Raw genomic sequence first — 26,636 nt, forward strand, 5'->3', positions numbered from 1 at the left:
CTTAATTTAACTCCAGCTTAATTACCCACTATTTTCGTGATAGAACCAAAAATTTTTATCAAGGAGAGACTTAAATGAGTAAAAAAAAGAAAAAATTACTATCCGTAATAATAATTTTTGGTTTATTTATTACTTCCTGGATTTTTGCAGACACTGTTTCTAACAGTTATCAAAAAGATTCTGTAACACAGATCTATTTAGATAAGTTCGAAGAACCTATTTACTCAACGCTATACTACATCGTCAATTATTATTATGACAAAGATAACGTTGATTATGACAAAATAGTGGATTCTGCAATCGAAGGGATGATGAAAGGGCTTGATGATCCTTTTGCCTGGTATCTCGATTCCGTTGAGACAGAAGAAAGTCAAATAGACATAGAAGCTAAATACGGTGGGGTAGGCTTAACTATTAGATACGATTATGAAATGGATGCAGTTATTATCGTTTCACCGATGAATGGAACTCCTGCGCAAAGGGCGGGAATAATGCCTAACGATTACATTTTATCCGTTGACGGTACCCCCACATCTGAACTTGGCCTTAACAAATCAGCTTCGTTAATGAGGGGCGAACCTGGAACGGAAGTTACCTTAGAAATATACCGAGACTCTTGGACAGAGCCAAAAAATATTACGTTAATAAGAGAAATAATCGAAACTAAGACGGTAAAATTTGATACGATAAATTACAAAAATAAAAATTTAGGCTACATATTACTCACCAATTTTGCTAAAACTAGCTCCCAGGAAATGAGTGAAGCTTTAAATAATCTATCAAATCAGAACATAGAAGGATTAATAATCGATTTAAGAAATAACCCGGGTGGACTTTTACAATCAGCTGTTGATATTACTTCCATGTTTTTAAAGAGCGGTGAAGTAGTTAGTGTTAAGTATTTTGATGGCACAAAAGAAACAATTCCAACTATTCCTGGTAATTACTACAGTTTTTTACAAAATATCCCTATTGTTTTGTTAGTGAATGGAGGTTCTGCATCTGCATCTGAAATCTTAACCGGGGCACTTAAAGATAATGGTGCAGCAACCGTCATTGGAGAAACAACTTATGGGAAAGCTGCAGTACAGAACACATTTAGCTTATCCACGGGAGGAGAGATTTGGTTACCTATAGCTCATTATTTCACACCAAGCGGAGCAGATATTCATTTAAAAGGGATAAATCCTGATATAGAGGTAAGCAATCCAGAAAGGGAAGTAATCTCTATGACTGAAATATCTGAAGAAGAAGCAACTGAGGCTTTCTATACGACTACAGAAAAACCTGTACTAAATATAGAAGAAGATCTGCAACTGAAGACTGCCTTGGACTTTTTAACTGGAGGTAACTAAGTTGCGTTTTTATGGATGGGTTATATCTATTTTTTTATTATTCTTTTCTTTGTCAATTGGTTTATACCTCACAATGGGTCGAATAGAAAGTACCAATTACAACATAGAAAAATCTCCCAAATTCACAGTAAAAAATGTCAATTATGATATTTCTTTTTTAAACGATCAATTAAATGATATAAACGATCTTTCCATCATTACTCGTAATATAATGGATGATGGAGTTTTTGTAGGAACTCTAAATTTTGATTTTAGAAACAACAAGCTAACTATCAAACCTGTTACTAAAAACGCTTACGACGATTTCAGAAGTTTGATTATCTCCACAGGGGTTAGATACAAAGAATCAAGAAACGAATATGCATTATATGGTTTAACTTTAGCTTACTACCAACTTATAACTGATAATTTATACTTAGAATTAACTCCAAAGATATATGTTTTGAACCTTGAAAACTTTGATGAAAACACAATAAACATAATGAAATCCAGGTATAACTTATTCACACAACAGGATTATAGATCATATTCTTTCAATAGGGATATTTTGAATTCGTTGAACGAATACGGTGGGGTTATCGTAGATGAGGATTTACTTAACAATCCCGCAGTGAACCCTCTATTGGATGTTTTTAGACAGGAGAATATAGATATTGAACCAAATGTTTCAGTTCTTGTCTTCGAAGGATGAAAAAATGCCAAATATTTTTTTAGACTTTTTCAATTCCCTTATAAACCCAAAAAATATTTTCAATGTAACAAAAAAATCTTTTTTTATCCCATTTCTTATAACATTATTTTACCTTTTTTCTCCGATATTTTTGAGAAATCTGCAACTATTTGAAGTGGGACGTTTCGACGTTTCCAAAATTAAATTACTGATTTTTATTCTGCTTTTTTCTTACTTAAGTTCAGGGATGAGGTTGCTTTTTTCTTCTGATTCTAATTTACTATACGCATACATTTCTTCCGTTTCTCCTATTACATTAGGTTTATTAGGGAAGCCTTTTCTCTATTTCTCTATTTTATGGGTAATCATTTTAAGATTTTATATAGATTTGAAAAAGAAAAATTATTATTCGCTCATAATAGGTATTGTTTTTGACTTTTTCCTAGTATGGTGGTTATTGTGAGAGAAAAAAAAGACTTCTTTTTAGAACTTGCAAATTTCATCACACGAGATGCTTATTATATAATAGCCGTAGTTTTGGTCTTTACAGTTATCTTTGGATTTTTTTCAACAAAATTGAAGGTAAACTCAGATTTGTTGAAAATACTACCTCAAGACTCAGAAGTTGTTGTGGAACTTCTTGAAGAACAATCATTTCTTGAAGGCTCAGATATTATGGTTACTGCATTTTTTATCAACGATAGTGTCCAACCTTCACAAATTGCAGAAACCTTTCACGATTTGATGCTAAATGAACCTACCTTTTTGAGTTTCGTTCAAACGGATCTATCCTTCCTTTTTTCATATGGCATCATAAACTTAAGCCAAACGGATTTGATATACACAATGTATGAGAACTTACAAAGTTTCGGCAGTTTATTAAGTACAAATTTCACCTACAACTTTGAATTATTTGAAAAATTGGATAGTTTTTTGGAAGATATTTATGGTTTAGAAAATATTCTTCAAACTGATGGAAATAATGATTTAATTAGTTCCTACTACACTTTATCCCCTGATGGGAAAGTTATGATTATGGGACTTACTTTCAACAAACCTTCCTCTGATTTAGATTATGTCAACTATATTGTTCCAAAAGTGGATTCAATTTTGACGGAGATCGAAAAGACTTTCAACATAAAAACAGGTTTGACTAATTCTTACGTCACAGAATACGAATCTAATCGTACCGTCATGGAAGATTTTAGATTAACAACAACCTTATCGATTATATTTATAACTATTTTATTTGCTTTCGCATTCGGTAATTTCACTTCTACTATAATAGTACTTCTAGGTTTAATAGTATCTACACTTTTAACGATGGGGCTCATCACGTTAACTTTTGGAGAATTGAATATAGTGACGTCTTTTGTCATGGCAATAACTCTAGGCTTGGGAATAGCCTATGGAATTCATGTGATGACGAGATTTTCAAAAGAAATTGAGGATATTGGTGAGTTCACTACTGCATTGGCTTCCACTTACAAAGGACTTCTTTTACCTCTCTTCTTTGGAATGATAACTACTGTCATAGTTTTCTTGACGCTTTTTTTCATGGGATTACCAGCTTTTAACGAGTTAGCAATCGTTAGCTCAATGGGTTTATTGGTTTTTTTCATTATAATGATTTTTTTTGTTCCAACATTAATTTACGCTTTAAAAGTAAATATAAAAATCTCGCCTTTTACGGTCAAAATAGACAATGCTTTTAAAAAATTTCCTCACTTTATTTCAAAAAACTCAAAAATGATTTTTATTATAGCGATTCCAACTGTTTCGATATTAAGCGTTTTGGGTCTAATTAATTACACAAATTTTTCGTATACGCCTCCAGGACTAATATCTTCCAATTCAGAATCTGTGAAGGTCGGAGAACAAATTTTGGATCATTTTGGAAATATTTCCTTTGATACATTGCAATATCTAATGAGAGTTGACGAAGATATTGAAACAGTCAAAAAAGAATTATTAGATACGGGGGTTGTGGAATCTGTCAACAGTTTGCCAGACATAATTCAAGAAAATCTTGGAGAATTTTCTAAGATAAAAACACAGTTAGAAGGTTTATCTCAAGTTATAAATAATCCAATAATGATATCCGTTTTAAAAAAGTATAATCTATATTCTGACAGTCTAAAGCTGATAGATGCAGCAGCACGCTCTTCTGATCTTTACCATTTTACTTTGAACATAATGGATATTTTCCCTGAGGACCTCAGAGGTAATTTTTTAATAGAAAAGGATGGCCAAAAATATCTTCTTTTAGAAGTGACTCCCAAGTTCAGCCTTTGGAGTAACAATGGAATAAAAATTTTCTTTGACGCATTGGGGGAAAAGGGAGAAAACATTCTAGGCTTACCAAAAGCCACATATAAAATAATGGAGATGATCAGACAGAGATTTTATATACCATTATTTCTATCTTTCATCTCCATATGGGTTATAACTGCCATTGTTAGAAAAAATGTTGTTCAACCGTCAGAAGCCATGTTTAGCCTTATAATTTCTGTATTGGCTACTTTTGGTGTGTCGTATTTAATAGGTATAAGGGCTACTTTCGTAACCGTTCTAACTTTTCCCTTAATCTTTGGTATAGGTATAGATGGATTTCTCCATCTATACCACACGTTCAGTAATAACAAGATAAACTTTTGGAATATATTAAAATCTATAACCTTTTCACTTTCTACAACAGCGCTCTCTTTCTTGAGTTTTCAATTTTCTAGAGGAGAACTTTTAAAGGAATTTAGTTTGACGATGTCTATGTCCTTAGGTTTTACCTGGCTATTCACAGCCGTTATGTTCATTGTGAACAGGGAAATGCTCAGAAAATTCTGGAAAAGAAAAAAGTAATTAAGTTATTCTGCCTTGAACATATCGCTGTTTATCTGCAACGGTACATTCAACCAATAAAAGATACTCAGATCGAATTGAATGTAAGCAAAATAATCAAATCCTCCTTCTTCTTGTCCAAAATCATACTTGATATCTCCTCCTGCCTTTATTCCATCGAATCTATACTTCCCAGATTCAAAGGATATATATGGTTGCCATAATGTCTTTTCTACGTTGGTTCCAGTGTATATAGATTCATCCTCATACCCAATGTAAGGTTCTATCTTCGTATCAAGCACAACAAAAGGCTTATCTAACTTTGCGTTTATGCCAGAACTTGAATCATAGGTGATTCCTAACCCCAATTCATAAATATCGTAATTGTTAACAGAGTAGGGACCTATTTGGAAAACAGAATCTAATACGTACGATTCAAAAGTTGTGTTTTTAAATGAAATTCCACCTCCCAGGTATGTGCTTATCGTATTTCCTAAATACCAAAGGGAACTATTGGAAATATAGAAACTTGTTAGAATATCTTCTTCTATCAAGCTCAGAGTTATACTGTTAGTCGTATAATAATCAAAGGTCAAGGATAAATCTCCATAAACTTCGTTTCCATATGAATACACATCTACAAACCCTATGTAGTTCATAGCCTCGCTGATGAAAAATGCACCCGCTCCATATAAAATATTTTCTTCTGTATCAACAGCTAAAATTGGAAAGGGGACTATATAAGGATTTTCAAAGGTGTATTCTTTTACTTCAACATCTTCAGGATAATATATTTCATAACTCTCAAACTCAACTTGTTCAAACGTGCTTTGCAAAACAAAACTTTCTTTAACTGCATTTTCTAAATCTAAATAACTCAAATGGTATCCCTCATGATCGTAAACTAAATGGTACAACTTATCGTTCAAAACTACTGGTTCAAAACCACCGCTTAAATAATTTGTCAAGCGTTCAATTGCCCTGCTATTTGTGTTTAACCTATAAATATTGTATAACCCATCTTCGTAATTAGCTGAATAATATATAAAATCATTATCGATAAATAACCCAAGTTCTTTAACTTCATCATCGGTAATTTTATAAATCTTTTCTGATGATAGATCATATGAATAGATATCCGTTTGGTTATTGTAATTAGCGGAAAAATATATTATATCTTCTTTTCCCACAATATCGTTAAAAACATATTTACCAAAATCTATTAACTTTTTTGCTTCGTTAGTATTTAAATCGTATAAATACAAAGCGGTCAAGCCTTTATCTAATTTTGAATAAGCTATCCTATCGTTTCCCACAAAACCAAAAGCTTTAACCCTTTCATCTATTAGCCTTTCACCGTTTGGGCAATCACAATCATAATACAATTTGTTTGTGTAATATCCCATATTGTAGGTAGTCACTAAGTACAGAAGGTCACCTCTTGAATTTACATCGAATGAACTTACTGCCTTTTTAATTAACTCGTTATCCTTGTATATACCCTTTGGTTGATCGGGCATAACCAAATATCCGTAAAGAGAAACCCCATCAGTTCTAAGATTCCCTGTATCTTGATAAGTGTCATCGATTTTTAACCAAGATAATTTGTAACCTTTTTCATTTAATCGATCGTATTCATTAAGATATTTTTGCTTAATATCTACCAAAAATCTGGTCCAACTATCCCCTGTTACCCAATAAAACGCTTCATCCAAATTGCTAAAAGCGTTTGTATTTAAGACCCTTATTATCTCTCTAAGTGCACTCTCTCCGTAATTATTCACTATTTCTTTCACCAAAATTGTTCCATACATATAGTTAAAACCAGCAGGACTCCATATATCGATTGAAGAACCTGATCCCAAATAATATCTCGGGAAGTTGTTACTCAATATCTCAGATCTTAGATACATATTAAAGAGATCGTCTTCAAATCTTCCCCCAAACTCTTTACTTTCCATGTAAATAGAAAGACCCTCATGCAAATAGCTCGGCTGATGATACATGTTAAGCGTATTTTTAATCAATTTACTGGGAATCCAATATATAAAAGGATCTCTAACATCATTTCCATAAAAAATGTGATTCAACTCATGAGAAAAAACAAATTTACCCCAATCTTCTACATTTCCCCCCAACGCTAAAAAATCTTCTGGAGGATTAACGTAAAGTCTTATCACATTTGTACCTGTAGAAGCAAAAGAGTTTGTAAAATCAACATCGTCTAAAATATAAACCGTGATTTTACCAGGATTTGAATCATAAAAATAAGTATACTTTGCATACAACTCTTCAGCGGTATCGACTATTTCTTCGTAAAAATAATAAAGATCCTTCTCAAAAACAAACCTGTAATTCTCTGTTTCTACCTGATAAAGATCTTTTGGTGGTGTATAAACAGAAGAAGAAAAAATCGATAAAGAAATCGATAGGCAAAAAATCAATACATACAATTTTCTAAATCCTTTAATTGTCATCCCCAAATCACTCCTTTGATTTTTTAAATACTCATTCAATTATAATATAATTTTTTAAAAAATTAAAATGGTCGATGAGGTATTGACAAACTTTACTTTTTATGATAGACTTATCTTTGGAATTAATGCCGAGATGGCGGAATTGGTAGACGCTGCGGACTTAAAATCCGCTGGGTAGGAATACCCGTGTCGGTTCGAGTCCGACTCTCGGCACCATTTAACTTAATTATACTACATTACTTGGTGCGGGGTGGAGCAGTCTGGTAGCTCGTCGGGCTCATAACCCGAAGGCCGTAGGTTCAAATCCTACCCCCGCTACCATTTGTTATATGGCGGCGTAGCTCAGTTGGCTAGAGCATACGGTTCATACCCGTAGTGTCAAGAGTTCGAATCTCTTCGCCGCCACCATAAATGAAATTTTTTAAATAAAAAGATGGGGTACTTTACAGAGATGCCCCATCTTTTTTGTTTTAATATTTTGGTGAATTATTAATCACTCTTTCTTAGCCTCAAAATTCTGCTATAAAAATGAGTTACTTTTCCAGTTTCGAAGAAATCTTTAGAGGAATCCTCTATTATAATTCCCCTTTCTTTCAATGCCTTTCCAGATAATTTAATTATCTCTTTTTCTTCACCCTGAAGTCCTTCATAAACAGTGTATACAGCATCGTTTTCCAAACCTTTTAGTTTGACATCCACCTTATCAAACAAGCCAAACCTTCTAGGATTCCTCAAATATATCAAAACACCTTCATCTTTGCTTTTACTCAAATATTCCATCGCAAAATACCTATCATTTGTAACGGAAGAAAGTCTGAATTGATAGCCTTCTTGTACTATCTCTCTTATCTCTTTATACAGTTGAACCTGATACCTTGCCAAATCGAAATCTTTTTCAGAGAATTTATTCAAATCCGCACCGATTCCCAAAGATCCCATCATTGATGAATGAAATCTGTATGCCAAAGGATAAGTATCTTTTCCTCCCCAGTCAGTTACCCACCCCATCATTATTTTCGGTGCGTATGCATAAGAAAAACCCTCTTGGATTTCTAACCTGTCAAATGGGTCTGTGTTGTCGCTTGTCCATACTTGATCCGAATATTGCATTAAGCCTATATCAACTCTTCCACCACCGCTGGAGCAGTTTTCAAAAGTAACTTGGGGATGCTTTTCTCTCAAATATTTCAAAATCTCGTATAAGTTCCACACGTATTTAACCCATATTTCTCTTTGTTTTCTCGGTTCCACTTGCATCCATCCTGACTCAAAAACATGTCTGTTCATATCCCATTTAACGAAATCTATATCGTTCTGTGTTAAAAGATTATCCATGAAATCTACGATGAACTTTTTCACATCTTCTCGTGCCAAATTAAGCATCAATTGATTTCGTTCAAGCGACTTTGGCCTATTTGGAAAACTAATAACCCAGTCAGGGTGTTTTCTATACAATTCACTGTCAGGATTAACCATCTCTGGTTCTACCCATATACCAAAATCCATTCCCAAGGACTTAACATAGCTTATCAAAGGTTGCAAACCATTTGGGAATTTTTCTTTGTTCACATACCAATCACCTAACCCAGCATGATCGTCGTTTCTTTTCCCAAACCATCCATCGTCTATAACAAAAAGTTCCACACCAATCTTTGCAGCCTTTTCAGCCAATATTTTTTGATTTTCTTCGTTCACATTGAACGTCGTGGCTTCCCAAGAATTGTATAAAACCTTCCTTAATATGTGTGCTTTATCTTTTGGCAGTATATAATCGAGCTGGTAATGATGTATATTCTGGCTAGCCTTTGTAAAACCCTCGTCTGAAAAACCAAACACGAATTTAGGAGCAGTAAGCTTTTCTGAGGGTTCTAATATATAACTAAAATCCCAGTCGTTTATACCTCCGATTATAGCTATTCTTTCGTATATACGTTTTTGCACTACTATCTTCCAATTACCACTCCAGGCTAATTCACCAAAATATACCTTTCCATGATCTTCATCAGCAGAGTAATCGATCGCAAAAAAAGGATTTAGATAGGCGCTTGTTTTCCCAACCCTACTCTCCAAAACTTTGCTTCCCTCGTTTATTTCTTCCCTTCTTAAATGAAATTCACTCCCCCACATACCTGTAAGATAATTTAATTTTGCTTTTTCATCATTTTCAACATACAACGAGACAGATTTCATATCTTCTATCTTTATTTCTTGATTAGAATTATTTTCGATTTCAACCCATCTTTCTATGATATCGTACTTTTCTATGACTTTGTAGAAAAGATTTACGCTCAAATTATAATGATCATCGCTTAACCTGATTACTAGATCATTACCACTCACTTCAAAACTTTTGTAATTCAACACAACATCCCTAACACCATCGCAATACTCAACTTTCAAACAATGCTCTACATTGTTCTTTTCTCCTCTTACAGAAAACTCATCGTTCCACGTGTATCTGTCCATTAAAATTAGATCTTTAACTTCTGGGTAGTCTTGAACCCTTGGCAACTTTGATCCCCAGTACAAATTTTTAATTTTTCCTTGATCATCTAATCCAAAAACGTAACCCATATTTTCTGTTTCCAAAAGCCATCTCTTCGTTTCTTTATCAAAATTTATAGGCATTTAATTACCACCTTAATAAGTTTTTTGATTTCGTTTTTTTACAGAATTCAACTTTCTGCTTCCCCCCAATAATTTTCGCTTCCTAATACCTTTAATTTTATCATATTCACACATTATATAAACTTCAAAAAATGCATTAACCCGGATTTTTAATTTGTGACAGGCATTTACTAGTTGCTAAAATAAACTCTTGAAAGAAAGTGGGGAACTTTTTCCCACATTTGAATTAACTTTTCGAAATAAAATTCTTATTGTTTTACAGAACCTAAAACACCTTGGACAAAATACCTCTGAAGCATAAAAAATAGAATTAGGGCTGGTACCGTTGCAACCACTACTGCTGTCATAACCAAACCAAAATCAGGCTGGTAACCTGAGGCTAAATTAGCTATAAATAAAGCCATAGTACGCTTTTCTTGGCTTTGAATAATAACTAAAGGCTGTAGATATGCGTTCCAACTTGTTAAAAAGGAATAAATTGCTGCGGCTGCATATGTAGCTTTCATTGAAGGCATTACTATGGAGAAAAAAATTCTTAATTCACTTGCTCCATCAACACGTGCCGCCATGATAATTTCCCTCGGATATGTTTGAAAATTTTGTTTGAAAAAAAAGATTAAAAACACTGATGGGATCATTGGCAAAATAACTCCCCAAAGCGAATCTATTAAATTCAAATATGTCATCAACCTGAAAACAGGAACCATCAAAGCGGCAAAAGGAACCATCAATGTTAACAAAGTCCCACCATAAATATATTTCATTCCTTTTGATTTATACATTTCAAACCCGTAACCTGCCATAGAAGACGCAACAACAGACAAAATAACGACGAAAAAAGATATTTGGATAGAGTTCCAGAAAACTCGACCCAAATCAAAATTGGTTATAAGATTTTGGATGTTTACGAAAAATTGATTTCCGAATGTTAGTTTTCCTTTATTGACATCTAAAGATGTATTTGTGCTGCCAACTACCATCCAGTAAAAAGGAAACACCGAAATAAAAGCCGCAATCGCTAAAAACAAGTATATTAAAGCGTATCTGATTTTTCTACTCATTTTTCCTCACCTGCCACTCTAAATTGCATCAAAGTTAAAATTACAGCTATTAGAACTATAACCCACGAAATTGCAGAGGCATATCCAAAATTCGGAACATACTTAAAACTTACGTTATAGATATAAACTGATGGTGTAAGCAAAGAATTACCAGGACCAACGCTTGAACCCGTTGTCACCCCTGAAGCTAACATCATCGGTTCATCAAAGAGTTGTAAGGTTCCTATTGTTGATAAAATAGTAGTAAAAAGAATTATAGGTTTCAACAAAGGAATGGTAATTCTAAAAAACTGGGTAATTTTACTCGCTCCATCTATTTCAGCGGCTTCATATATTTCTTGAGGTATATTTTGAAGTCCCGCTAAATATAACATCATATTATACCCTGTCCAACGCCAAGTCATGGCAATTATTAATGTGATTTTTGCCCAAACTGGGTCTAACAACCATCTGATGGGTTCTTTAATTATATTAAGGCTTAATAAAACATTGTTAATAAGGCCTTCAGTAGAAAACATCATTTTGAAAACGACACTGTATGCCACAAGAGAAGTAACAGCTGGTAAAAAAAGAGCCGTTCTGAAAATTTTTTTAAATTTTAACTTTGGATCATTAAGCAAAAAGGCAAAAATCAGGGCTAAAAATAACATTAAAGGAACTTGAATAATTAAGATTATAATAATGTTTTTCAATGATTGTAAGAAATAGTTATCTTGAAAAAGTCTTAGATAATTACCAAAACCAACAAAATTTTTCATTACACCTCTTGAAGAAAAAGTTGATAAATATAGAGAATAAATCAAGGGATAGAAAATAAACAAACCCAAAAAAAATACAGCTATACTTATAAAAAACCAACCCCATCTGTTTCTTCTTTTTTCAAACATCTTAGTCACATCATAAACCTCCTAACTGTAATATGAATAATGAAATTTGTAGTTTTCATAAAGATAATTTTCGGAGAAATACAAATGCTCAATAAATCTTCTTGGATCATTCTTTAAAAGTAATTTTAGAAAATAAATTATATTACACGGACTAATTATTACCCATCCTGAAGGCACCAAAAAGAAGGTCCAAAAGGACCTTCTTAATTATTAAAAAAATCCAACTACATTTTTAAATTGATCTTCAGCTTTTTTCAGTGCTTCTTCAATTGTTAAGTTACCATTGTATACATCTGGCATTACTCCCATGATTGCTGCGTCTGCTTCGTAAGTAAATAAACCATAATCAATCGAAGGAATCATAGTCATCCATTCTGAAAAATCCAAATATATTCTTTGGTTACCAAAGAAAGGATCTCGTTTTACATAAGCTTCACCTGTTTGAGCAGGTAACCAGGTTCCTATAGCTCCTCGTTCGTACAATATATTTTGATAAAAATCTACATCGTTAGCATATATTTCTTTCATGAAATCAATTGCTAAATCTTTGTATTCAGAATTTTCAAGTATATACCAACTAGATCCCCCAAGATTTGAGGCGTTGACAGAACCAGGAACATCCAATCTTGGAATTGGGAGGACACCCCATTTGCCTTCTTGAGTGGTTTCTGCTTTTATTGATCCAATTATCCATGCTCCAGTAATAACAGAGGCAACTTCTCCTTCATTAAATGATGCTACCCATTCATTCCAACCAGAAACTTCTTTTCCAATTTTTGAATCATAAAGTTCTTTGTAAATCCTAACCGCTTCATACAATGCTGGATTATTTGCTATGTTTGGTTCACCGTTTTCGTCAAAATACCAAGTTCCAGCTGATTGTAATAATATTCTCATTAAACCTCCATCATACGGATCGGCTCCAATCATATATTTCCCGGTTTCTTCTTTAACCTTTTTTCCTAATTCTATAAATTCAGTCATTGTAATTTCATTTAGATCTTGAACGTTTATTCCAGCTTCTTGAAAATAATCTCTTCTATAAAACCATCCTGTTACACCAGAATCGAATGGAATTCCATAGACTTTGTTTTTTAATGTCATGAATCCGAGTTTGTAATCGGCGAACTCTTCCCAATTAAAATAACTTGTTAAATCAGCAAAAGATTTAGGATACGATTCCAAATACTTCTTTGCGTTATAATCTTCAATCAATACAATTTCAGGAAGACCTTTTTTTACGCCAGAGGCCAATATTGTGTTCAACTTTTGCTCAACATCGGCTTTTGCCATACTTACAATTTCAAACTCTACATTTGGATTTGCTTTACTGTATCTTTCAGCTGCTTCTTCCATGATTGCCACATTAAAATTAGGATCCCAACACCATATGGTTATTTTGCCACTTGAATCTGCGGCATTAGCCGTTATACCTAATCCCACCATAAAAACTAAAAGGACTAAAACGTTTAAAAATCTTTTCATACCTACACCTCCCATATGTTTTAGATATATTTAATCATAGTACTTGTACTGCTATTCAAAGATCACCTCCTTCATAGCAAAAAACATATCAAGATTTCGTTCTTTTCAAAATCTTAACCCCATAACCCGGAACAGTTAGTTTTCTATCTGAAGTTTCACCTTCCAGAAGGTCGATATATTTCTTTTCATCAAGTTCGACAACCTTTTCTTCTTGAGTAAAGTTCATCACAAAAATATAGTCGTTCTCTCCATCAGTTCTCATTTGGGCTGTAATACCGTATGGTAATTCTGTATCAACAACCTTTTTCAATCCCAGTTCTTCAATCAGTTTCCCATAAAACATATCATTAAACTGCTCTTCATTTCTTGAGGCTATGTAATATGCTTTCCCTTTTGAAAAATCATTGACCGTTAAAGCTGGCCTCCCTTTGTAAAAGTCCTCTTTGTAGGTTGCCAAAGATCTAGCTCCTTCTAAATGGATCAAATCACATAGTTCCTTTGCTTCATACTCACCTTTCAGCCCTAATTCATTTTGATTATCGAAAGAAACGAGTCTACTCTCACCATCGTAAAGTGCATCTATCTCCTCAGACCAAATTCCAAGAACCTCTCTCAACGGACCTGGAAATCCACCTAAGAAACACAAATCTGTCTCGTTGACTATTCCCGACCAGTATGTAGCAACAAAAGTACCACCGTTTTTCACAAATTCTCTAATTTTTTCACCTATCCCTCGTTTAACCATATAAAGCATCGGCGCTATCAATAACTTGTATTTTGAAAAGTCACAATCCATATTTATAACGTCAACAGGTACACCATTCTTCCAGAAAGGTTTATAATTTTCTTTAACAGTTTCTTCGTAATGTATGCCTATGTTTCTTGGGCCCTGGGCATCTTTCATCGCCCACCTATTTTCCCAATCAAAAATAATAGCAACTTCTGGATTTACCGTTGTTCCTATTATTTCATCTAATCTTTTTAGTGTTTCACCCACATTTTTGATATCGTTGAAAACTCTGGTATTTTCATGCCCACAATGATCAACAACAGCTCCATGAAATTTTTCGCTGCTCCCTCTGCTTTTTCTCCACTGAAAATATTGAACGGTATCAGAACCATGAGCTACCGCTTGAATAGAAGATAATAGATGCATTCCTGGCTTTTTCAATTTACTTACTTCATGCCAATTAGTGGTACTAGGAGTACTCTCCATAAGCATGAAAGGTTTTCCGTTTTTTAATGATCTATTCAAATCATGAACCATACTTACTCCACAGGCCAAATCATAATCATCATTACTATGCCATATCGGATAATTGTCCCAGGAAATTACATCCACATAGTCAACAAATTTCCAGTAATCCAATCCCTCATATATTCCCATAAAGTTGGTTGTCACAGGTAGGTTTGGATTTATCTTTTTGAGTGGCTCTATCTCATGTTTGAAGAAATCAACGGTTTGGTGAGTTACAAATCTTTTCCAATCTAAATTTAATCCATGAAGTAAGTCTTCTCCATGAGGCGCGGGAGATTCTATCTGTGACCAATCGGTGTAGGTATGACTCCAAAAAGCCGTCCACCAGGCATCATTCAGATTTTCTAAGGTTTTGTATTTCTCTTTTAACCAATTTCTAAAAGATTCTTGGCAGAGATCGCAGTGACATTCCCCACCGTATTCGTTGGATACATGCCAAGCTATTACTCCTGGATGATTCGAATACCTTTCTGCTAATTTTGTGTTTATTATGTTGACTTTTTCTCTGTAGACTGGAGATGTATAACAATGATTATGACGCTTACCGTGAAGGTTTCTCACTCTATTTGGTCCTACCCTCAAAACTTCTGGATATTTCTGCGACATCCAGGCAGGCCTAGCACCACTTGGAGTTGCTAAGATTGTATATATTCCATTTTTGTATAGCTTTTCTATAACTTCATCTAACCAACCGAAATTAAACTTACCTTCTTCAGGTTCTAAAGTACTCCAGGCGAATATGCCTACAGACATAACGTTGCATCCAGCTAGCTTCATAAGCCTGATATCCTCTTCTAACACCTCTGGATATTTTAACCATTGATCAGGATTGTAATCTGCTCCATGTAGGAAATGTGGCACCTTTGCATTTATTGGTTCATACTTTTTAGTCATTATTTTCACTCCTAAATCTTCAGTTATTTTTAAAAAGGTTCTATCCTGAAATGTAATATCGATACCGTGAACGATACCAAAACAATTATATCAGAGTTAACATTCGTTGCAAAACCTTGTTATGGACAGCTAGGGTAAATTAAAGACAATTAAAAGTGATTATTCCCGTTTAGCTGAAATTTTCTCATTTTTTGAGAATTTTCACTCCATCTTCAATAGTTGTTTCGTAAAGAGATGGTTCTATTTTTGTTTTTTCATAATAATTCTTGGAAACTTGATCCTTGAAATTTTTTATCTGATTTTTCTCTACCAAAGCGATGGCACATCCACCAAACCCTGCTCCCGTCATTCTAGCACCTACACAACCTTTGATTTTTAATGCTTCTTCTACAATTGTATCTAGTTCAAAACCTGTTACTTCATAATCATTTTTTAATGAATTATGGGATTGGATTAAAAGAGCTCCAAAACCTTCAATATCGTTGTTCTTTAATAATTTAGAAGCTTGAATAACCCTTTGATTTTCTGTTATTACATGCCTTGCTCTTTTTAGCTCTATTTCATTATCAAGAAATTCGAGATCTTTTACACTACATTGACATAAATTATGAGCCCTTGTTTTCCTTACTTGGTTTATTTTTTCTAAAGCACTTTCACATTCTTTTCTTCTTTGGTTGTATTGAGAAGAAGCAAGCTCTCTTCTTTTATTTGTATTCATAATAATTAGAGAATACCCATCTAAATGACAAGGTATATATTCATAAGTTAGACTTTGAGTATCAAGCAATAAAGCTTGATCTTTCTTTGCATTTGATATAACAAATTGATCCATTATTCCAGAGTTCACACCAATAAATTTGTTTTCAACCCTTTGCCCTAAGAGGGCTAGGTATGTTCTATCAATTTCTTCAGCGGATTGATTTTGAGATAAGAGCATGAATCCAATTAGTACCTCTAAAGCCGCAGAAGATGAAAGGCCCGCTCCATTTGGAAGTTCTCCTTTAATCAGTATATTACATCCCTTCAAGGGGAATCCATCTTCTAATAAAAACTTTATAACTCCTTTGGCATAGTTCCCCCAACCATCCTCTTTTCTATAATCCACTTCCTTATTTAGATCTACTTTTATCTCATTGGGAAAATCCAGAGATTTCAGGCAAATTAAATTATCGTCCCTCAAATTCATTAAGCCATTTATTCCAAGGTTTATAGCTACTGGTAATACATATCCTCCATTGTAGTCTATATGTTCGCCTATAAGATTTATTCTTCCTGGAGAGAAGAATCTTTGTATGGGATTTTTACTAACTCCGTAGATTTCTTGAAAAGTATTTATTAAATCCATTTTGACGACCTCTCTATTGTATTTTTTTGAATTTTTCTATTGCATTTCTTAAAGTAATAGCTGTTTCTTCCACCGCCATGGTATTTGCCGCAGCCCAAGCCCCCATCTCGCTTGATGCGTACCATTTTATCTTATCCTTGTCTCTTAATGGGGGATAGAACTCAATATGGAAATGATAGTATTTGTAAGAATCTGCATATTCCTCTGAATTAACAGGAGTTTGATGGATATTCATCATGTAGGGGAAGGGTTTGTCAAACAACGCATCAAAGCCACCTGTTAACAGTTTTAGCGCCTCAGCCAGGTCCCATTTTTCTTTTTCGTCGAATTCTGTTAAGTTTCCCTTGTGGGATTTGCTCACTATGAAAGCACCATAAGGGTAGTCAGTAAAAAAGGGAAGATAAACGAGAAATGAATCATTCTCAAAAAGAATTCTTTTTTGAAACTCCTTTTCCTCTTTGTTCATTTCACAAATAAGGCATTTTTCATTTTCTTCGTAATATTCCTTACAGTTGTCGAGTTCTACTTTTAACTTCAAAGGAATCCACGAATAAGCATATAATTGACCGTGCGGATGGAGCATCGTAACCCCTACTTCTTTTCCTCTATTTTCAAAAGGAAAGATGTATTTTATTTTTTCATCTTTTGAGAGCTCCTCAAATCTTTCAACCCATAAATTTACTAACTTAAATATATGTTCTACTGGTAATTGAGGAAGGGTAATATTGTGATCGGGAGAATACAAAATCACTTCGCATTTTCCATAATTTTTTTCGACTTTGTACAAATCCGTTCCTTGTATATTTGGTTCATCTGGATCTAGTTTTAAAGCTGGAAAATCGTTGTCGTATACATAAACGTCATAGTTTGGAGGCACTTTTTTACCAGGTCCGGGACAAAAGGGGCACCAATCCTCAGGTAAATGGGGCCTATTTTGTCTGTTATCGGCAACCATTGTGTATGTTTTTAATAAAGGGTTCCATCGTAACTCTGCCATACAATTTCTCTCCTTTTTTGTTTAAGATTTCCTCACTACGAGTTCTATATCTAATACTTTCCTTGTTGATGAGTTGTCTCTTTTCTTACTCTTTATTCTTTTATACAACATCTGAAATGCCTCATAGCCCATTTCAAACTTTTTAACTTTTACCGTTGTCAACTCTGGATCGATTAACCTAGAAAAGGCTATATCGTCGTAACCAACTACCGAAACATTTTGTGGAACCTTTAGATTATTTTCTTTCAAAGCTTTGATCGCCCCGTAAGCTATTAGATCGTTGTAGCAAAATATTCCGTCGAATTCTTCTTTTTTTCTGATCATTTCTATCGTTTTATCGTACCCCGCTTTAACGTGGTAACCTTCGTGTATCCCTTCACATATCTTGATATCATCCTCGAAAAAAGTTAACCCTTTCTCCTTTAAAGCCTTTTTATAACCCTGAAGCCTTCCATATGATGCAGAGTTATATAGTTGATCGGTGATCATTTTTATCTTTTTACACCCTTTTTCAATAAGATATTTGGTTGCAAGATATCCTCCTTTTACTTCATCACTGAATATCTCATCCACATTCCAACCATCTATTTCTCTACCTACAAGTACAATGGGGAAGTGCTCTTTTATCAGTTCCTGTATATCTTCATAACTCTTTTGCATTGGAAAAAGAAGAATACCGTCAACTCTCCTTTCTAAGAGAGTTTTTAAAAACTTTTCTTCATTTTCGTATAAACCTTCGGAGTTCATAATTATTATTTGATAATTATTCTCCCGTGCTGCTTTATCAATACCTTTGAATACTTCAGAGAAGAAAGGGTTGGAACTATCCGGCATGATTACTCCAATTGTATGAGTTACGTTGGATTTGAGCATGGTAGCGTATATGTTTTTAACATAGCCTAATTCTTGGGCAATTTTTTCGATCTTTTCTTTTGTTTGTGGGTTTATATCTGGTTTATCGTTTAAAGCCCTTGATACAGTGTTGACAGAAACCCCTGCTTTTTCAGCGATATCTTTAATGGTTACAAAACTACTTCGACTTATTTTTATCACCTCTTTTAATGTTAACGTTAACGGTATCAATTCAATTTTACACCAAAAACCAAAAAAATCAAAATGATTTTTTTGTGGTACAATTTTTGTAGAACAATTAAAAGAACAAAATAGATCATGGATTTCATCTGGTTAAAAACTTATCGAACGATTTGTTTGTTATCACTGCTTACTTCACAGATACGATCAAAAGAGGTGAAATTTTATGGGAAAAGAAATAAAAATTTGGTATGACAAAGAGGGAGATTATTTGGAAATAATTTTTGAAAAGAAAGCTGGTTATTTCAGAGAAACAGAAAACGATGCGGTAATGGAAAAAATAGATGAAGAAGGAAACATCATTGGCTTTTCCATACTCAAAGTGAGTTCTTTGGAAGATAAGCCTTTATCAATAGTTCTTAAAAACCATTTAGTTTAATTACTTCGAGGAAATTCCAGTTAAATACCCTACGTTCTAAAATAAGGTCTAGGAGCATTCAATGAGCAGATTTAATCATCTTTCAAAAAAATCAAAATGATTTTTTGTTGACAAAAGAAGATTTTTTGTGTATAATATATATGTAAATTGCATATATATGAAAGGAGGTAATTTTATGCCTTTTTTAGATGGAACCGGACCTAGAGGTTTAGGCCCAATGACGGGTAGAGGTTTAGGAAGATGCAGTGGTTTTTATGGTAGAGGTTACGGTTATGGTGCAAGAGGATTCGGAAGAGGTTTCGGCTACGGTAGAGGTTATGGTTACGGTCCAAGAACCTACGGCGGATGGGCAGGAGCATATTATCCACCGTCTTATCCTGTAGGAAGTGACAAGGCTTTTTTAGAATCCCAAAGAGAGTATTTAAAAAACGAATTAAACTACATTGAAGGAATCCTGAAAGAAACAGACGATAGCCAGAAAAAAGACGAGTAAATTTAATATTAGGGCACAACTCAGTTTTAGATTAAAAATGAGTTGTGCCTGCTTTTATGCATCATATGTACATTACAACGGTTGAAGGAGAGATCAATTTGCCATTGAAGATAGCCATTTTGAGTGGAAAAGGAGGAACCGGGAAAACTACCGTATCAACAAATTTAGCCAAAGTTCTTTCAAAAAATATGAAAGTTTTGCTTTTAGATGCGGATGTTGAAGAGCCTAATGACCATTTATTCTACAACGTCATATTCGAAGAAGAAAAAAGTGTGGATGTACTCATACCAAAAGTAAATAAAGAAACATGCATCCTGTGTGGACTGTGTGCAAAAGAGTGCCAGTTTGGTGCTATTAATGTCTTTGAAAAAGGAGTATTCGTTTTTCAAAATTTATGTCACGGTTGTGGCGTTTGTTCTGAAATTTGTCCAGTAAGAGCTATCGATGAAGAACCTAAAAGCTTAGGAAAATTAAGATTTGGAAAGACAGATTATTTTGATTTTGGTATGGGGCTTTTGAATATAGGAGAACCCTCCGGTGTAAGGATTATTAGAGAATTGAAGAAATATATTTCGGATGACTACGATGTAACTATAATCGATGCCCCTCCTGGTACTTCTTGTCCAGTTGTGGAAGTTTTACAGAAGGTAGATTTTGCTGTTTTAGTAACTGAATCATCTCCTTTTGGATTACACGATTTAAAACTTGCAATATCGTTAGTTAAAGAAATGGAAATCCCTTACGGAGTGGTAATCAATCGCTACGATCCTGCATTTGCCGAGCTAACAGAGTACCTTGAGGGAGAAAAAATTCCTCTACTTATGAAAATCGATTTTGATAAGAAAATAGCTAAATGGTACTCGGAGGGGAAATTGATCGTAGATCAATCCGAAGAATTGCTCAGAAGTTTTGAACTTTTGTATGAAAATATAACAGAGGTGTTCGCATGAAGCAAATAGCTATAATTAGCGGAAAAGGTGGAACTGGAAAGACAACATTATCTGCTTCTTTAAGCTACCTTTTCCAAAATCCTGTAATGAGTGATTGCGATGTTGATGCATCTAACCTTCATTTGTTGTTATCTCCTGTTGAGTTAAAACAAAGCTATGAATACTATGGTGGGAAAAAAGCTGAAATAGATTATGAAAAATGCACTAATTGTGGTATTTGTAAAGACAAATGCAGGTTCGATGCAATAGATTTTCAACAGGGTAGATATGTTATCAACGAATATGCATGCGAAGGTTGTAAACTTTGTGTACTCACCTGCCCGGAAAAGGCGATAAAACTTGTAGAAAATTTAGCTGGATATTATTATGAATCAAAATCTCCAAAAGGGGTTTTGGTACATGGCGATTTGAATCCGGGGGAAGAAACTTCGGGAGGTTTGGTAGCTGAGATAAGAAAAAAGTCTTTTTCTGTGGGTGAAAGTTTAAAAAAAGATGTTATCATAATAGATGGTGCTCCTGGTATAGGATGCCCTGCAACATCGTCGGTAGCTGGTGTAAACTACGCTATTATAGTTACCGAACCTACCCTTTCAGGATTTCACGACCTTCAAAGAGCGGTTGAAACTTTAAAGAAAATGAGAGTGAAGTTTGGTGTAGTAATCAATAAATTTGATTTAAATGAATTTGTGAGTTCTTCCCTGGAGGAATGGTGTTTTTCTGAAAATATAGATTTTTTAGGAAAGATACCTTTCGATGAAATGGTGAATTTAGCCACAAGAGAAGCTAAACCAATAATCTTGTACGAAGATTCTATCTCATCAAAGTACATAAAATCCATATATCAAAAAATCTTACAAATACTTTTTAATAAATAGAGAGGTGTGTAAAAATGAAAATTGCAGTTCCAGCTAAAGAAAAGACATTGGAATCCGAATTAGACGAAAGATTTGCAAGAGCAGCTTACTTTTTAGTTTACGATACAGAAGATGAAAGTTATGAATTTTTTTCTCCTGACAATAGCCAAGAACATGGGGTAGGAACAAAAATTGTGAACGAACTTTCAGATCAAGGAATAGATGCAGTAATTTCCAAAAATCTTGGAGAAAATGCCTTGACAGCTTTAAAAGCGGCAAATATCAAAGCCTACATAGCTTCAGATGGCAATGTCCAAGAAAATATCGATCTTTTGAAATTAGAAAAACTTCAAGAATTCTAAAAAGGTTACAAGATGGGGAGCAGGGTGAAGCCTTACCATACCTTTCCTTATGGGTGGGGAGTACGAAAGGACAAAGCCTTTTGCTTTTCCTTATGGGCGGGCAGCGGGGCGAAGGGGCGCTAAATAAAGTTTCTAAAGACATTAATATCTAAAACTACGGGAGGGAAAAAATGAAGATTGCTATTCCATTGATAGAAAATATAGGAGAAAACTCAAGAATCAGTGAACATTTTGGGCACGCTCCTTATTTTGCCTTTGTGGATTTGAAAGAAAATAAAGAATACAGCTATGAAATAGAAAAGAACCCTTTGGAAAACCATTCAACAGGAGAGATCCCTGAATACATGCATGAAAAAGGTGTTGAATTAATGGTAGTCAGAGGGATTGGAATGAAAGCGATATATGCCTTTGAAAATCTTAATATTCAGGTTATAAGAGGGGTAGATGGGACTTTAAAAGAAATAATTGAAGCATTAGCTTCTAACAATTTAAAAGATCAAGATTATACGGTGAAATCGAAATTTCATGATCAAGGAGTTTAAAGAATGTCTGCTTACCAAAGAGGTAGAGGAAAAGGGTGGAGAGGCAAGGGTAGATTTTTAGCCAATTTTATTCTTTTAATCATTGCCGAAAACCCAACTTATGGTTATGAAATTGCCAATAAATTGGATGAAATGGGTGTGGAAACAATCGAAGGTATTGGTCAGATGGGCAGGATATACAGAATACTTTCAGAGTTAGAGGGTAGCGGATATATAACTTCAAGTTGGGATACTTCTAAGAGTCCCCCTGTGAAGGTTTACACAATAACGCCAATGGGATTGGAGTATCTCAGATACGCTCTTGAGGGTATTAAGATGGAATCAGAAGTTCTTGATACCTTCATTGACAAATGTGAAAAGATCCTTAACAGAAAAGAATAACTTGACTTTTAAAAATACCATTGGGAGGGTTTAATTATGCGAAGAGAAGGAGGAGGCATGGGTGGCGGAGGTTTTTGTGTTTGTGTAAAATGTGGGTATAAAAAACCTCATACACCAGGCGTTCCTTGTCAAGATGAAAGATGTCCAAATTGCGGAAGCGTTTTATTACGTGAGGGTTCATATCATTATAATCAAGCAAAAGAGGTTTTAGAAAAGAAAAGAAAAAAGAACTCAGACGAAAAAAATAATCTCAATTAAATACCTAAAATATTGAAGGCGCCTTTTTCTAGGCGCCTTTTATAATTCTGTATTATTAAATTAAAAAGTTAAGTCCAAATTTCTGTTCTTTATTTCATTTTTAATCTCCTCAATGAAACGTTCTTTTGAAACATTTTCTATGGTATCGCCCTTTCGAGTTCTTATATTTATAGTATCTGAATTCATTTCTTTTTCTCCAAAAACTATCATATATGGCACTTTTTTCATCTGTTCACTTCTTATCTTGTATCCCACAGTAGCATCAGAATCATTTACGTAAACCCTAATACCTTCTTGTTCTAGAACACGAGAAAATTTTTTGGCTTCTTCGTTGAATTTTTCAGAAACGGGAAGAATCGAAACTTGAACAGGAGAAAGCCAAGTTGGAAACTCTCCAGCAAAGTTTTCTATTAAAATACCAAAGAATCTCTCTAAAGATCCAAATATTGCTCTATGAATCATAACTGGCCTCTTTTGTTCATCGTTTTCATCTGCGTATATCATCTCAAACCTTTCAGGCATCTGAAAATCAAGCTGAATCGTGGTACATTGCCATTTTCTTCCAAGCGAATCTGTAACGTTAAAGTCTATTTTGGGACCATAGAAAGCTCCTTCTCCTTCGTCTATTCTATATTCCATATTGCTCTTTTCCAATGCCTTTTTCAAAGCATCGGTAGCCCTCTCCCAACTTTCAATATCTCCCATATGATCTTCGGGCATCGTACTCAAAATGGCTTCATATTTAAAACCAAATGTTGAAAATATTTCGTTTGTTAGCTGTATAACTTTTATTATTTCTTCTTCCATTTGTGACGGCATGCAGAATATATGAGCATCATCTTGAGTGAAAGCTCTGACTCTAAAAAGACCGTGCAAAACCCCACTTCTTTCGTAGCGATGCACTTTACCAAATTCAAACATTCTTATTGGTAAATCTCTGTAACTAACGAAGTTGTTTTTATATATCAATATATGCCCTGGGCAATTCATCGGTTTGACCGCCATAGGCATATCTTCTTTCTCCGTAAAAAACATGTTCTCTTTGTAATGATCCCAATGCCCGGATTGGTGCCATAATTTGATATTCATAATTTGAGGAGTTTCTACCTCTACGTATCCATATTTTTTATGAATTTGCCTGGCATAAGTCATCAATTCATTTAGAATAATCTTACCATTTGGTAGGAAAAAAGGCATACCAGGAGCCATCTCAGATTGTAACATGAATAAATTCAATTTTGGGCCTAATTTTCTGTGGTCTCTTCTTTTTGCCTCTTCAATCATATTTAAGTAATCGTCAAGTTGTTCCTTTTTTGGAAAAGCGGTACCATATATTCTTTGGAGCATTTTGTTTTTTTCGTCTCCCCGCCAATAAGCCCCAGATACGGATAGAAGCTTAAAGTATTTAACATATCCAGTAGAGGGAAGATGAGGACCCCTGCACAGATCACAAAAATCTCCTTGAAAATAAACCGAAATAGTGTCTTCTTCTAGTTCTTCAATTAATTCCAGTTTGTAAGGTTGATCCTTAAATAATTCTATAGCCTCTTTTTTACTTACTTCTTTTCTAATAATCTTTATATCTTCTTTAATAATCTTTTTCATTTCCTCTTCTATTTTTGGAAAATCTTCCTCTGAAAGGTTGTACCCTTCAATATCAAAATCGTAGTAAAAGCCGTTTTCAATAACCGGCCCTATAGCTAGTTTGACTCTATCCTTCCCAAAAACCCTTACCACCGCCTGAGCCATTATATGAGCCATCGTATGTCGATATATTTTTGGAGCTATTTCATCATCCAAAGTTATTAACTTAATAGTTGAATCCTGCACTATAGGGTTATTCAAATCTTTTAATTCACCGTTAATTTCTGCAGCTATGGCCTTTCTGTACAGCCCTTCGGATATACCTTTAGCAATTTCTGCAGGGGTAATTCCGTCTTTAAATTCTTGAACAGACTCATCTGGAAAAGTTATTTTCACCATTTAATCACCTCTAACAATAATTTAATTTATAAGGTCAAACTTTCAAGTTTTTCTATTAGATCTTTTTCCAGTAACTTATCTATTATTTCATCTAAATCTCCATCAAGTATTTCGTTTATTCTATGAGTGGTATAGGGAATTCTATGATCTGTAACCCTATTTTGTGGGAAATTGTATGTTCTTATTTTTTCGCTTCGCTGTGCGGTACCTATCTGTGATTTTCTCTCTTGGATAAGTTGAGATTGCTGCTCTTCTAACTTTATCTCAAAAAGTTTTGCTCTTAGTATATTTAAAGCTTTTTCTTTATTTTGATGTTGGGATCTTTCATTTTGACAAGTCACAACGATCCCAGTCGGTAGATGGGTTATTCTAACGGCAGAATCCGTTTTGTTAACGTACTGACCACCCGCCCCACTTGCCCTATAGGTATCTATTCTGAGATCATTCTCATTTATCTGAACATCTATATCCGTTGCTTCCGGTAACACCGCAACGGTGGCCGTCGAAGTGTGTATCCTTCCAGAAGATTCTGTTTGAGGTACCCTTTGTACCCTATGCACACCACTTTCGTATTTCAATCTTCTGTAAGCACCTTGACCTTTTATTTTTAGTATGGCGGTTTTAATTCCACCAAGTTCGTTTTCGTTTAGATCAAGAACTTCATATTTCCAATTTTTTCTTTCAGCATACCGTAGATACATTCTCATTAACTCAGAAGCAAAAAGGCTTGCTTCATCACCACCGGTACCAGCTCTTAACTCCATGATGATATTTCTCTCATCATACTCATCTTGAGAAACTAAACCTTCTATGATTTTTTTTCTTGTTTTTTCTTGTTTTTCCTCCAAATCTTGGAGCATTGACTGATATTCTTCTTCAGAGACTTCGTTACTTTCATACATTTCTTTTAACGCTTTTATGTCTTGTAAACTTTGTTCGTAACTCTCAAATAGTGCATTTAATTCTGAGAGTCTAGAATGCTCCTGTCCTAATTTTTTTAATTTTTCGATATCGTTAGTAATATCTGGATCACTTAGTTGTTTTTCTAATTCTTTGATTTTTTTCTTTACTTCTTCTCTAAAATCTAATATATTCAACTTTCTCACCTTTTCTATTATATCATTTTTTTCTTTATTTGTTTTAGAGCCATTTTGACCCATTATCTACTCTTTGAATTTGAAAATTATTTTATTTCAAAACCTGTTTTAGCGCCCCTTCGCCCCGCTCCCCACCCATAAGGATTGGGGAGAGTTTTGTTATTTTATATTTTAAAACTTCCAACTAATCCTTTTAACTCTGTGGCTAATTCACTCAACTCTTTCGCTTCTTCGTTTATCCCTACCCCTTGTTTTACTTGTTCGTCTATTACACTTCTTGACCTTTCTAGTTGTTCACTTATTTCTGTCACCGCTTTCGCTACCCTGTCCATCGCTGTGCTCATCTCTTGTGC

At 34.3% G+C, this 26,636-nt stretch carries 22 protein-coding genes, 3 tRNA genes and 1 pseudogene; 14 read left to right on the forward strand and 12 right to left on the reverse strand.

Annotated features, from left to right (window positions below; genetic code table 11):
• The first annotated feature begins 74 nt into the window (after positions 1-74).
• From BZ25_RS04100 to BZ25_RS04115, 3 genes are all read left to right on the forward strand, one after another.
• On the forward strand, positions 75-1,355 hold the full coding sequence (locus BZ25_RS04100; RefSeq protein WP_121514883.1) for a S41 family peptidase: 1,281 nt from the start codon (positions 75-77) through the stop codon (positions 1,353-1,355).
• Between the two features lies 1 nt (position 1,356).
• Complete coding sequence (locus BZ25_RS04105; RefSeq protein ID WP_121514884.1) at positions 1,357-2,046, forward strand: hypothetical protein; 690 nt, start codon at positions 1,357-1,359, stop codon at positions 2,044-2,046.
• Positions 2,047-2,484: 438 nt separating this feature from the next.
• Positions 2,485-4,881 carry an RND family transporter gene (locus tag BZ25_RS04115; protein WP_158584847.1) on the forward strand — a complete coding sequence of 799 codons (2,397 nt, stop codon included), beginning with the start codon at positions 2,485-2,487 and terminating at the stop codon, positions 4,879-4,881.
• Between the two features lie 5 nt (positions 4,882-4,886).
• Here the strand turns inward: BZ25_RS04115 and BZ25_RS04120 are convergent, their stop codons facing one another.
• Positions 4,887-7,337, reverse strand: coding sequence for a hypothetical protein (locus tag BZ25_RS04120; RefSeq protein WP_121514886.1), 2,451 nt, complete (start codon positions 7,335-7,337; stop codon positions 4,887-4,889).
• A 127-nt stretch (positions 7,338-7,464) separates the two neighbouring features.
• On the opposite strand from BZ25_RS04120, the gene BZ25_RS04125 reads away from it, so the two are divergent.
• From BZ25_RS04125 to BZ25_RS04135, 3 genes are all read left to right on the forward strand, one after another.
• A tRNA-Leu gene (locus tag BZ25_RS04125) sits at positions 7,465-7,553 on the forward strand.
• A gap of 28 nt (positions 7,554-7,581) precedes the next feature.
• Positions 7,582-7,658, forward strand: a tRNA-Met gene (locus BZ25_RS04130).
• A gap of 10 nt (positions 7,659-7,668) precedes the next feature.
• Positions 7,669-7,745 (forward strand) — tRNA-Met (locus tag BZ25_RS04135).
• An 81-nt stretch (positions 7,746-7,826) separates the two neighbouring features.
• Here BZ25_RS04135 and BZ25_RS04140 read toward each other — a convergent pair.
• From BZ25_RS04140 to BZ25_RS04175, 8 genes are all read right to left on the reverse strand, one after another.
• Positions 7,827-9,965, reverse strand: a complete 2,139-nt coding sequence (locus BZ25_RS04140; RefSeq protein WP_121514887.1) for an alpha-galactosidase — start codon at positions 9,963-9,965, stop codon at positions 7,827-7,829.
• Between the two features lie 248 nt (positions 9,966-10,213).
• On the reverse strand, positions 10,214-11,026 hold the full coding sequence (locus tag BZ25_RS04145) for a carbohydrate ABC transporter permease (RefSeq protein WP_012208653.1): 813 nt from the start codon (positions 11,024-11,026) through the stop codon (positions 10,214-10,216).
• Positions 11,023-11,913 carry a carbohydrate ABC transporter permease gene (locus BZ25_RS04150; protein WP_121514896.1) on the reverse strand — a complete coding sequence of 297 codons (891 nt, stop codon included), beginning with the start codon at positions 11,911-11,913 and terminating at the stop codon, positions 11,023-11,025. The genes BZ25_RS04145 and BZ25_RS04150 overlap by 4 nt, the downstream gene beginning before the upstream one ends.
• Before the next feature lie 210 nt (positions 11,914-12,123).
• On the reverse strand, positions 12,124-13,398 hold the full coding sequence (locus BZ25_RS04155; protein WP_121567414.1) for an ABC transporter substrate-binding protein: 1,275 nt from the start codon (positions 13,396-13,398) through the stop codon (positions 12,124-12,126).
• A gap of 88 nt (positions 13,399-13,486) precedes the next feature.
• Positions 13,487-15,550, reverse strand: coding sequence for a beta-galactosidase (locus BZ25_RS04160; RefSeq protein ID WP_121567415.1), 2,064 nt, complete (start codon positions 15,548-15,550; stop codon positions 13,487-13,489).
• Between the two features lie 184 nt (positions 15,551-15,734).
• Positions 15,735-16,895, reverse strand: a complete 1,161-nt coding sequence (locus BZ25_RS04165; RefSeq protein ID WP_121567416.1) for a galactokinase — start codon at positions 16,893-16,895, stop codon at positions 15,735-15,737.
• A 13-nt stretch (positions 16,896-16,908) separates the two neighbouring features.
• Positions 16,909-17,892 carry a galactose-1-phosphate uridylyltransferase gene (gene galT / locus BZ25_RS04170; protein WP_121567417.1) on the reverse strand — a complete coding sequence of 328 codons (984 nt, stop codon included), beginning with the start codon at positions 17,890-17,892 and terminating at the stop codon, positions 16,909-16,911.
• Between the two features lie 21 nt (positions 17,893-17,913).
• Positions 17,914-18,975 carry a LacI family DNA-binding transcriptional regulator gene (locus BZ25_RS04175; protein WP_233186726.1) on the reverse strand — a complete coding sequence of 354 codons (1,062 nt, stop codon included), beginning with the start codon at positions 18,973-18,975 and terminating at the stop codon, positions 17,914-17,916.
• A gap of 175 nt (positions 18,976-19,150) precedes the next feature.
• Here BZ25_RS04175 and BZ25_RS04180 point away from each other — a divergent pair, with 175 nt between their 5' ends.
• From BZ25_RS04180 to BZ25_RS04215, 8 genes are all read left to right on the forward strand, one after another.
• A complete protein-coding gene (locus tag BZ25_RS04180) occupies positions 19,151-19,363 on the forward strand; it encodes a DUF2283 domain-containing protein (RefSeq protein ID WP_103065832.1) in 213 nt (70 codons plus the stop codon).
• A gap of 175 nt (positions 19,364-19,538) precedes the next feature.
• Positions 19,539-19,856 carry a DUF5320 domain-containing protein gene (locus BZ25_RS04185; RefSeq protein WP_121567418.1) on the forward strand — a complete coding sequence of 106 codons (318 nt, stop codon included), beginning with the start codon at positions 19,539-19,541 and terminating at the stop codon, positions 19,854-19,856.
• A gap of 56 nt (positions 19,857-19,912) precedes the next feature.
• Positions 19,913-20,806 carry an ATP-binding protein gene (locus BZ25_RS04190; protein ID WP_199171203.1) on the forward strand — a complete coding sequence of 298 codons (894 nt, stop codon included), beginning with the start codon at positions 19,913-19,915 and terminating at the stop codon, positions 20,804-20,806.
• A complete protein-coding gene (locus BZ25_RS04195) occupies positions 20,803-21,681 on the forward strand; it encodes an ATP-binding protein (protein ID WP_121567419.1) in 879 nt (292 codons plus the stop codon). Before BZ25_RS04190 ends, BZ25_RS04195 begins: the two co-directional genes overlap by 4 nt.
• A 14-nt stretch (positions 21,682-21,695) precedes the next feature.
• Positions 21,696-22,022 carry a NifB/NifX family molybdenum-iron cluster-binding protein gene (locus BZ25_RS04200; RefSeq protein WP_121567420.1) on the forward strand — a complete coding sequence of 109 codons (327 nt, stop codon included), beginning with the start codon at positions 21,696-21,698 and terminating at the stop codon, positions 22,020-22,022.
• A 170-nt stretch (positions 22,023-22,192) separates the two neighbouring features.
• Positions 22,193-22,564, forward strand: a complete 372-nt coding sequence (locus BZ25_RS04205) for a NifB/NifX family molybdenum-iron cluster-binding protein (RefSeq protein WP_121567421.1) — start codon at positions 22,193-22,195, stop codon at positions 22,562-22,564.
• Positions 22,565-22,567: 3 nt separating this feature from the next.
• Positions 22,568-22,945 (forward strand): PadR family transcriptional regulator, encoded by a 378-nt coding sequence (locus tag BZ25_RS04210; protein ID WP_103065837.1) that lies wholly within the window; start codon positions 22,568-22,570, stop codon positions 22,943-22,945.
• Between the two features lie 36 nt (positions 22,946-22,981).
• Positions 22,982-23,203 (forward strand): ferredoxin, encoded by a 222-nt coding sequence (locus BZ25_RS04215; RefSeq protein ID WP_103065838.1) that lies wholly within the window; start codon positions 22,982-22,984, stop codon positions 23,201-23,203.
• A 60-nt stretch (positions 23,204-23,263) separates the two neighbouring features.
• Here the strand turns inward: BZ25_RS04215 and thrS are convergent, their stop codons facing one another.
• From thrS to BZ25_RS10295, 3 genes and pseudogenes are all read right to left on the reverse strand, one after another.
• Positions 23,264-25,186, reverse strand: a complete 1,923-nt coding sequence (thrS, locus tag BZ25_RS04220; protein WP_121567422.1) for a threonine--tRNA ligase — start codon at positions 25,184-25,186, stop codon at positions 23,264-23,266.
• 26 nt (positions 25,187-25,212) lie between these two features.
• Positions 25,213-26,277, reverse strand: coding sequence for a peptide chain release factor 1 (gene prfA / locus BZ25_RS04225; RefSeq protein ID WP_103898495.1), 1,065 nt, complete (start codon positions 26,275-26,277; stop codon positions 25,213-25,215).
• A 170-nt stretch (positions 26,278-26,447) separates the two neighbouring features.
• A pseudogene (locus tag BZ25_RS10295) lies at positions 26,448-26,636 on the reverse strand (hypothetical protein); the annotation flags it as partial.

It is taken from the genome of Petrotoga sp. Shatin.DS.tank11.9.2.9.3 (assembly GCF_003665005.1).
Lineage (GTDB): Bacteria > Thermotogota > Thermotogae > Petrotogales > Petrotogaceae > Petrotoga > Petrotoga mobilis.

Excerpts from the sequence above, each read along its gene's own strand:
- BZ25_RS04210 (WP_103065837.1), top strand. The coding sequence starts at position 22,568 with ATGTCTGCTTACCAAAGAGGTAGAGGAAAAGGGTGGAGAGGCAAGGGT.
- BZ25_RS04120 (WP_121514886.1), bottom strand. The coding sequence starts at position 7,337 with ATGACAATTAAAGGATTTAGAAAATTGTATGTATTGATTTTTTGCCTA.
- BZ25_RS04140 (WP_121514887.1), bottom strand. The coding sequence starts at position 9,965 with ATGCCTATAAATTTTGATAAAGAAACGAAGAGATGGCTTTTGGAAACA.
- BZ25_RS04165 (WP_121567416.1), bottom strand. The coding sequence starts at position 16,895 with ATGGATTTAATAAATACTTTTCAAGAAATCTACGGAGTTAGTAAAAAT.
- galT (WP_121567417.1), bottom strand. The coding sequence starts at position 17,892 with ATGGCAGAGTTACGATGGAACCCTTTATTAAAAACATACACAATGGTT.
- thrS (WP_121567422.1), bottom strand. The coding sequence starts at position 25,186 with ATGGTGAAAATAACTTTTCCAGATGAGTCTGTTCAAGAATTTAAAGAC.
- BZ25_RS04190 (WP_199171203.1), top strand. The coding sequence starts at position 19,913 with ATGCATCATATGTACATTACAACGGTTGAAGGAGAGATCAATTTGCCA.
- BZ25_RS04150 (WP_121514896.1), bottom strand. The coding sequence starts at position 11,913 with ATGTTTGAAAAAAGAAGAAACAGATGGGGTTGGTTTTTTATAAGTATA.
- BZ25_RS04145 (WP_012208653.1), bottom strand. The coding sequence starts at position 11,026 with ATGAGTAGAAAAATCAGATACGCTTTAATATACTTGTTTTTAGCGATT.
- BZ25_RS04185 (WP_121567418.1), top strand. The coding sequence starts at position 19,539 with ATGCCTTTTTTAGATGGAACCGGACCTAGAGGTTTAGGCCCAATGACG.
- BZ25_RS04160 (WP_121567415.1), bottom strand. The coding sequence starts at position 15,550 with ATGACTAAAAAGTATGAACCAATAAATGCAAAGGTGCCACATTTCCTA.
- BZ25_RS04100 (WP_121514883.1), top strand. The coding sequence starts at position 75 with ATGAGTAAAAAAAAGAAAAAATTACTATCCGTAATAATAATTTTTGGT.
- BZ25_RS04215 (WP_103065838.1), top strand. The coding sequence starts at position 22,982 with ATGCGAAGAGAAGGAGGAGGCATGGGTGGCGGAGGTTTTTGTGTTTGT.
- BZ25_RS04155 (WP_121567414.1), bottom strand. The coding sequence starts at position 13,398 with ATGAAAAGATTTTTAAACGTTTTAGTCCTTTTAGTTTTTATGGTGGGA.
- BZ25_RS04200 (WP_121567420.1), top strand. The coding sequence starts at position 21,696 with ATGAAAATTGCAGTTCCAGCTAAAGAAAAGACATTGGAATCCGAATTA.
- BZ25_RS04205 (WP_121567421.1), top strand. The coding sequence starts at position 22,193 with ATGAAGATTGCTATTCCATTGATAGAAAATATAGGAGAAAACTCAAGA.
- BZ25_RS04180 (WP_103065832.1), top strand. The coding sequence starts at position 19,151 with ATGGGAAAAGAAATAAAAATTTGGTATGACAAAGAGGGAGATTATTTG.
- BZ25_RS04195 (WP_121567419.1), top strand. The coding sequence starts at position 20,803 with ATGAAGCAAATAGCTATAATTAGCGGAAAAGGTGGAACTGGAAAGACA.